Annotated in this window: 7 protein-coding genes; 1 reads left to right on the forward strand and 6 read right to left on the reverse strand. The window is 46.3% G+C overall.

Translation table 11 applies throughout. The features are described 5' to 3' along the window. Positions 1 to 20 precede the first annotated feature (20 nt). From BM021_RS04700 to BM021_RS04725, 6 genes are all read right to left on the reverse strand, one after another. Positions 21 to 1,022 carry an alpha-L-glutamate ligase-like protein gene (locus BM021_RS04700; RefSeq protein ID WP_090719392.1) on the reverse strand — a complete coding sequence of 334 codons (1,002 nt, stop codon included), beginning with the start codon at positions 1,020 to 1,022 and terminating at the stop codon, positions 21 to 23. Further along, positions 1,003 to 2,547, reverse strand: a complete 1,545-nt coding sequence (locus BM021_RS04705; RefSeq protein ID WP_090719394.1) for an inactive transglutaminase family protein — start codon at positions 2,545 to 2,547, stop codon at positions 1,003 to 1,005. Before BM021_RS04705 ends, BM021_RS04700 begins: the two co-directional genes overlap by 20 nt. 3 nt (positions 2,548 to 2,550) lie before the next feature. Next, positions 2,551 to 3,276 (reverse strand): ATP-dependent zinc protease family protein, encoded by a 726-nt coding sequence (locus tag BM021_RS04710; RefSeq protein ID WP_256207769.1) that lies wholly within the window; start codon positions 3,274 to 3,276, stop codon positions 2,551 to 2,553. A gap of 214 nt (positions 3,277 to 3,490) precedes the next feature. Beyond that, complete coding sequence (locus BM021_RS04715) at positions 3,491 to 3,895, reverse strand: hypothetical protein (protein WP_090719398.1); 405 nt, start codon at positions 3,893 to 3,895, stop codon at positions 3,491 to 3,493. Positions 3,896 to 3,938: 43 nt separating this feature from the next. Further along, positions 3,939 to 5,705 carry a dihydrolipoyl dehydrogenase gene (lpdA, locus tag BM021_RS04720; protein WP_090719400.1) on the reverse strand — a complete coding sequence of 589 codons (1,767 nt, stop codon included), beginning with the start codon at positions 5,703 to 5,705 and terminating at the stop codon, positions 3,939 to 3,941. Between the two features lie 63 nt (positions 5,706 to 5,768). After that, positions 5,769 to 7,034 carry a glutamate-5-semialdehyde dehydrogenase gene (locus tag BM021_RS04725; RefSeq protein ID WP_090719402.1) on the reverse strand — a complete coding sequence of 422 codons (1,266 nt, stop codon included), beginning with the start codon at positions 7,032 to 7,034 and terminating at the stop codon, positions 5,769 to 5,771. A gap of 730 nt (positions 7,035 to 7,764) precedes the next feature. On the opposite strand from BM021_RS04725, the gene BM021_RS04730 reads away from it, so the two are divergent. Next, positions 7,765 to 8,469, forward strand: a complete 705-nt coding sequence (locus tag BM021_RS04730) for a Druantia anti-phage system protein DruA (protein ID WP_090719405.1) — start codon at positions 7,765 to 7,767, stop codon at positions 8,467 to 8,469. Positions 8,470 to 8,533 lie beyond the last annotated feature (64 nt).

Consider the following 8,533-nt stretch of genomic DNA (forward strand, 5'->3'; position numbering starts at 1 on the left):
ATTGCCGGTTACTCAATAACTCACGCTCTAGGATCTTCACGTCGGGTACGCAGCAGGCGCGGTGGATGAATATTTGAATCGACTGAGAATTGTTTTTTGCTAAAGGCAGCGCGTAATTGAGGATCCGGTTCAATCGTTTTGATTGCTTCAATGATGGCAACACGAGGCGCCAAGCCGGCATAGTTAGCTACCTGAATGGAAAGGCCGGGACGGGCATTGAGTTCAATAATCATGGGGCCTTGATCTCTGTCCAGCACAAGATCCGCACCTAAATACCCCAAGCCGGTCATCTCATAACAGGCGGCTGCCAATTGTAATAATTTGTCCCAGTGAGGAATGACTAAATCTGAGAGAGCCTTGCGGGTATCTGGGTGGTGTGAAACGGATTCGCCATATTGTACCGCGTATAATGCGTTGCCTGTTCCCATGTCAATGCCAACACCTACTGCACCCTGATGCAGATTAGCTTTGCCATCGGAAGCATGAGTTGTGAGTCGTAGCATTGCCATAATGGGGTAGCCGCGAAATACAATAATACGTATGTCAGGAATGCCTTCATAACTGTAGTCAGAAAAGACCGGGTCAAGTTGTATCAGTGACTCAATCATCACAGTATCAGGTTTGCCGCCCAAGCTATGAAGACCGCTCAGAATATTAGAAACATGCCGTTTAATATCTATCAATTGTATTGCATCACCGCTGGGCTTGAAGTAAAAATTATAATCATGCCTGGTAATCACCAGGATGCCTTTGCCGCCGCTGCCTTTAACTGGCTTTATGACAAACTGATCGTATGAATGAAGTATTTCCTGGAGCAATTTGACATCATGCTGATATTGCACGGTGCCGAGCAGTTTGGGCACCGTGATGCCGGCTTCTTGCGCCAACAATTTGGTTTTTAATTTGTCATCGACGAGCGGGTATAAATGGCGCGGGTTATAGCGGGAGATCAAACCAAAGTTTCTTTGATTCATTCCGATGATGCCAAAACTTCTGAGTTTTTTAGCGCTTGCCAGAAACATTGCGTCTTTCCAGGGAATGAAAACGGTACAGTTCAGATAACCGATAACCAGTATATTGTCCAAGGATCAGGATGAGCGCCAGATTCACCAGCATCAATTCCGGGAAATTAAAAGTTAAATATTCAATCGTCCGATTAGTCATAAACAAATAAGCGATCACCGCTGTCAACAAACTGCCGCTACCTTGAATAAAAACTTCTCTGGGGCCATCTTCCTCCCACAGCACAGACATCCGTTCAATGGTCCAAGACAAGATGATCATGGGAAAGAAAGTAACTGTCATGGCTTGGCTAAGCCCGAGTTTATTGCTGATGATGCTGATACTTGCCATAATCGCGATCACCACAATGATTACGGCGGAAATGCGCGCCACAAACAATAGATGCAGGCGCGACAAATAGGCTCGAATCAATAAGCCTGTTCCAACTACAATCAGGAAGATGATGATACCGGTGAGCAGCGTAGTTTGTATCAATGCTAATGCAATCAGAATCGGCATAAAAGTACCGGAGGTTCGTATACCGATCAGCAGACGCATAATCACCACAATCAGTGCACCGATGGGCAATAACAGGATCATTTTAAATGCATTTTGTTGCTCAATCGGCAGACTATAAATAGAAAAATCTATGATGCCGGCTTGTCTGTTGATACTGTCACGTACCACCAGATTTCTGGTTGAGTGAACATTTCTAATGATAGAAAAGGATATTTGCGAATTTTTGCCGCCGACCACATCGAGTAAAGATTGGTCTCCGCGCTGCCAAATCAGAAAATTCCTGGGTTTTCCGCTTTCTCCGGTATTCTGGTTGAATAGCAGCCATTCGTTGCCGATATAGACTTCCACAAAATTAGCAAGTGATTGTCTGCGCCGCCCATCTTCCAGATACAGTCCGCGGACGATGCGTGCACTGATGCCTTCCAGTGCCAGTAAGTTAATAATTAGATAGGTTTTGTAATCTTCATTGGATTGTTCATTGAGTAATAAGCTCCGATTCTGATTAGGCGCATTGGAATTTAATATACTGATCAATTCACGGGTAAAGATTTCCGTATTGGCGGATTTGCTACGTGCTTGATCCAATATGGTGGTGGCTGCTGTTTTGTGGACTTCATCAAATTCAGGCTTCTCTGGTTCCGGTGGAAGATCTGCAACGGGGAGAGGATTGATCTGGTCAGTTTCATACAGACTCAGGCGGTAATATGCTGTCTGTGGGCCCGATGCAATTCTTTTGCTCCACTGCGCGCGACGCCCTGTTGGGGAAGCTAATTCACTAAACCCGTAATCGGGTGAAGCGAAGTCTTCTTCGATAAAAACAATATTCGAAGTTTCCGAGGGTAGTGCAAATGAAACGATAATGGGATCACCGCGCGCGATAAAATCAATCTTCGCTTCAATGGTCCAAACTGATTTCTTGTCATCCGGTGATAAGGGAAAACCCAATGCAAAGTGCTTGTATAAAATCAGGCCTATTCCAAGCCCCATCAACAGAATGACAAGAGTATAAAGTCTAAGTTTGGGCATGCATTATTTTGTGCTATTCGTTTCAGAACTATCAGTCTTAACCGTTGTAAATTTCTTGCTGACATCGACGATGGCCAGATCTCGTAATAAATTGCGCCCTATCAGAACTTGATGCTTAAGTCTGCCTCGATCTACGAGCGTAAAATTGATTTGCTCATCAATGTTAGCCAGTATGACACGCATTCTGACAACGGGACGTCGCTGTGATTCCTTATCACCACGTTCTTTGACACGTACATGGCGTCGCAAGCGTCGGGTCAGCTCCAGCCTTTCTCCTGTTTGAGGATGGAGCATATGAAATCTTACAAAAGGCTTCCCATCTCGCTCAAATTCAACGATATCCAAGGCATTCAATGAGGAGGTTTGTGCGCCGGTATCAATCCGTGCGCTAAATTCCATACCAGGTGGATCAAGATAGACATACTCCAACCCTCCTAATATCGTCCGGCTCTCAATACTAGGAGGTGGCTCTGCTTTAATAGTAGTAGACGCTTCTTTCTGAGATATTTCGGTATCCTGCGTGTTACATGAACAAGAATTACTAGGATCGCTTTTATCCGTGACCAGATCCTCTCTGATATGAGAGAACTTATCAGATTGATTCTTTTCCAATAATTTCCTTTGCTCAACCAGTTCAGCAAATAAGGTGACCAATTCCGATTCTCTGGCGCTGATGCGTGCTTCGCGTTCTGATAATTCATCTTCTCGTGGATTACAGGCTGATAACATAATAAATATGAGAATGACGAGCAAGTGGTTGCAGCAAGTTTTAGTAAAAATTAAGTGGTTAATTCTCATAAATATTTTTACTAATTCTTTAAGAAGATACTATTACTGACGAATGGTGAGTAAATATTATCAACGCATTGGTCAGCGGTATGGGTATGGCCTTGAGCGTCCATCCATGCAAGTGATTCAGCAATTGCATCAGGTAAAATATTTTTTATGGATTGTTTAAATGAATGGCTAGTGTTTGATTTTTATAGGCGCAAGCATACCGGTGTGTTTCCAGGCAATGTGACGTGATGGTCATTTGATAGGTGCCTGGTGCTTCATTTCTGGTATCAAATTTAAATTCAAAACGACCTTCCTGGTCGCTTGTATAAAATTGATCAACGGCTGTGGTGCCATCAGGGCGAGTCAGCCTGAAATTGAGCAAGACATCAGGAGCTGGCTGTGCGTTATAGTCTACCCAGCCATGCAGGATGACTGTGTCTCCAACAACATATTGTGTTTTGGAATCGATCAGAACAGGTTTTGAAATATGAGTTGCCAATGAATCATCAATCAAACCACCCAAGGTTATCAGCCATACGAATGAAAGCACATAGGTCTTTTTTGAGGCCATGGTAAATTTTGCGAAAAGTGAATAGTAATTTTGTAAGTTATTGCTATTTCTTAGGTAAAAAAAGATCGGTAATAGTTCCTTCAGCCATTTCTGCGGCAAACAAAACGGTTTCCGAAAGGGTGGGATGTGGATGGATGGTCAGACTAATATCTTGCATATCCGCACCCATCTCTAAAGCCAGCACTGTTTCTGCGATCAACTCGCCGGCGTTGATACCCACCATGCCAGCGCCCAGTATGCGGCGCGTATTTTTATCCAGTAGCAATTGCGTCAATCCTTCCTCGCGTGCCATAGAGATGGCCCGGCCACTGGCAGCCCACGGAAAGCTGGCTTTCTCATAAGCGATACCTTGTTGCATAGCTTCTTTTTCGGTCAGACCCATCCAGGCGATTTCAGGGTCAGTATAAGCGACAGAAGGAATCGTGCGCGCATCGAAGACAGCTTTATGCCCAGCAATAACTTCAGCTGCCAGTTTGCCTTCATAAGTAGCTTTATGGGCCAGCATCGGCTCTCCGGCGATATCACCGATTGCAAAAATATGCGACAGATTGGTGCGCATTTGCTGGTCAACCGGAATAAATCCGCGTTCATCGACTTCAATACCAATGTCTTCGGCACCAATAGAATGTCCATTCGGACGACGTCCGACAGCCATTAATATCCGATCGTAAGTTTGTGGCTGCGGCGCATTTTCACCTTCAAAGGTAACGGTTAGGCCGGATTCACCAGCCTCTATTTGGGCTACTCTGGTTTTGAGATAAATCGCTTCGTAGCGTTTCTGAATGCGCCGATGCAAGGGCTTGATCAGATCGGGATCAGCGCCCGGGACTAATTGATCCATCCATTCCACTACGCTGATTTTGCTTCCCAGCGCGGAATAAATTGTGGCCATTTCCAGACCGATAATACCGCCGCCAATAATCAACATACGCTGCGGCACATCAGTCAGTTGCAGCGCTCCGGTGGAATCAATCAGGCGCGGATCATCATGCGGAAAGCCGGGAATACGCGCAGCCCTGGAACCAGCAGCGATGACGCAATGATCAAAAGAAACCGTTTTTTGTCCCTCAGTAGTTTCAACTTGAATCAGGTGCGGGGTGGTAAATTTTCCAGTTCCATGGATGACTTCCACCTGGCGGTGTTTTGTCAGCACTTTTAGCCCTTTGGTCAACTTGCTGATGACTGATTCTTTCCAGGTGCGCAGTTTATCAATATCGACCTTGGGCTTGCCAAAAACGATGCCTTGCGCTTCCATCTCTTCAGCTTCCGTGATTATCTTGGCTGCATGGAGCAGGGCTTTCGATGGAATACAGCCAACATTCAGGCATACGCCACCTAGCGTGGGATAACGCTCAATCAGAATCACCTTTTTACCGAGATCGGCGGCGCGGAAAGCGGCAGTGTACCCGCCGGGGCCGGCGCCGAGCACTACGACATCGGCACGAATATCTGCCGGCGGAGCGGATTGCGTGGGTGCTGCAGTTGGTACTGGGGTAGCAGCAGGTGCAGGGGTTGGTTTTTCGCTGGATATAGTTGTTGTTTCTGAACTTGTCGAGCCGGTGGATTGCTCAGTAACCGATAAGGTCAGAATAGATGAGCCTTCTGATACTCTGTCACCTATTTTGACTTTGATTTCTTGTACCACGCCAGCTTGAGGGGAAGGCACTTCCATCGAGGCCTTGTCAGTTTCCAACGTGATCAGCGAAGCTTCTTTTTCCACTGCATCGCCAACGGCGACAAGTATTTCGATGACTGGAACATCCTTAAAATCACCGATATCGGGAATTTTTACTTCGACAATTTGTGTCATAACGTATCCTTTCAACGCATCGCGTAGCATATCGCTTATGGTTACAGTGAATGTTGGGTAAGGTCATTGCCTTAACTGACCATCACCCAGCACGATAAATTTCTGACTGGTCAATCCCTCCAGACCTACCGGGCCGCGCGCATGGATTTTATCGGTTGAGATGCCGATTTCAGCACCCAGCCCGTATTCAAATCCATCGGCAAAACGGGTGCTGGTATTGACCATTACCGAACTGGAATCTACCTCACGCAGGAAACGGCGTGCGCGCGTATAATTTTCAGTAACAATCGCATCAGTATGCTGAGAGCCATAACGCGTAATGTGATCAATTGCCTGATCCAATCCCGTGACAATGCGGATGCTCAAAATCGGTGCCAGATACTCCTCGTACCAATCCTGCTCGGTGGCTTCTTTTATCTGTGAAATGATGCTACGAGCTGCCGCATCCCCGCGTAATTCAACACTTTTATTAAAATAGATTTTGCTCAGTACAGGCAGTATTCGCTGTGCAATGCCTTCGTGAATCAGCAGTGTTTCCATTGTGTTACACGTGCCATAACGCTGGGTTTTGGCATTGTCTGCAATCCGGACAGCTTTGTCAAAATCGGCCTGATCGTCGATATACACGTGGCAAACGCCGTCCAAATGCTTGATGACGGGGATACGCGCTTCATTGGCAATACGTTCGATCAGTCCCTTGCCGCCGCGTGGGACAATCACGTCGACAAAATCCTTCATCGTGATCAGTTCACCTACCGCTGCGCGGTCGGTGGTTTCAATCACCTGCACTGCTGTTTCGGGCAAGCCGGCTAGCCGCAAACCTTCTTGTACGCAAGCGGCAATCGCCTGATTGCTGTGAATAGCTTCCGAGCCGCCGCGCAAAATGGCTGCATTACCCGCTTTCAGGCACAGCCCCGCGGCATCGGCCGTCACATTTGGGCGTGCTTCATAAATGATGCCGATCACGCCTAACGGCACGCGCATTTTTCCTACCTGAATGCCGGATGGACGGTAATTTAATCCGTTGATCTCACCCACCGGGTCAGCCAATGCGGCAATCTGTAACAAACCTTCCGCCATTGTTGCCACACCCTTTGCTGACAGCGCAAGACGGTCAACCATTGAAGCCACCAAGCCTTTGCTACGCGCAGCGTCCAGATCTTTAGCATTGGCTGCCAATAATAATTGCTCATCCCGTCGGATGGCATTTGCCATCGCAGTCAAGGCATGATTTTTGATCGCAGTATCTGCTTTTGCTACTCGACGCGATGCTGTGCGCGCTTCTTGGCCGAGGGACTGCATATAGCTTTTGATGTTTGTGGTATCCATGGAATAAATTTTAATAGGGAATCGGTATCAAACGATAAGTAGTGCGGAATTATAGTACAAGATGATGGTTATATTGCATGTAGCAGCGATCAGTCAGCATGAGAAATAGTAGGAATGAAAATGAAAGTTTAGAGCGATCTGTCCAGTTTTTGGTGCCACTCAACGCGATGGAGCAGTAAAAACAATTTCGTAATCACTCCTTGTTTTGTTCAGTTCTTATTCATATTAACCTATGTATATTTGATTTAGTGAGCAATCCATAGGAGTAAACGCCTGAAAGCAAAGCAAGATAAACATCACAAAAACTAAACCATTCCTATGTAAGATAAGGAAGTACTTGTTCGAGGCTTTATCAAAGCTTGTTGTTGCTGCTTATAGCAGTTCTTGGAGATTGTAAAACAGTGCCCATTCAGGATAGATATCTTGCTGAACAGGGAGGGTTCTGGAAATTGGATGAAAATACTGTTTCTCGTTTTCATCACAGAACGATTGCTAATGCATTGGGCAAAAGCATTTTACTCAATGGCACTCGGCTAAAAAATTCTTCGAAAGTAAAGAATAATTCTTTTTATGAGCACAGGTCCTCAAAGTAATGCTCGTCTTGAGTTCAAAGCATCTGGTTCATCATGCTCAATACACGTGAATAAATAAGGTAATTCCCCGGCTACGCCCTGATCATGTCCCACATTTTACGCTGAACACAGTAAGCAATTAGCCCTATGATTGGGGCATGCAAATTGCTGGACGTGAATTTTCTGATGACATCATAGAGCGTATTCGAGAGAGAGTGCGAGGAGATCCTTCTGTAACACGAACAAAATTATCGCGCGAGGTCTGCGAGTGGATGAATTGGCGTGGTCCAGATGGGCGATTAAGGGAGATGAGTTGTCGTGTAGCGCTGCTAAAGCTTGCGCGGTGTGAGATACTTGAATTACCACCAGCGCGTTGTATATCGTTTACGCGTCAAACGCAGGTTGATGGTTTGAACGAATCTTGGCCCATAGTCGAGATGACGCTTTCTGAGTTGGGTCCAGTATGGTTAGTGCCGGTGGACAGTCGACAGGCAGAGCTATCTAAATATTGGTGGACAATGTTACAGACCCACCATCCGCTGGGAGCGGGTCCTTTGTGTGGTGCACAGATACGCTACCTAGTAGCCAGTGATTTGGGAATGCTAGGCGCACTGAGTTTTAGTGCAGCGGCATGGCGGCTAGCAGCACGCGACAAGTGGATTGGGTGGGACGACACGACACGTCAGGCAGAATTGACCAAGGTAGTAGGTAACAGTCGCTTTTTGATTTTACCCACGGTCAAGGTAGCCAATCTTGCTTCCCGGGTTCTGAGCTTGGCAGCGTCGCGTATAGCAAGTGATTGGCAGAAATGTTGTGGTGTCAAACCGGTATTACTAGGGTCTGTTGACATTTCACATAGGTAGCCACAGATATCCACACGCTATGGCTACCATACTCTCAAAATTTCGCTTCAGTTTGTCGTATCGT

The sequence above is a fragment of the Nitrosomonas sp. Nm166 genome (assembly GCF_900112825.1).
In the GTDB taxonomy this organism is placed as follows: Bacteria; Pseudomonadota; Gammaproteobacteria; order Burkholderiales; family Nitrosomonadaceae; genus Nitrosomonas.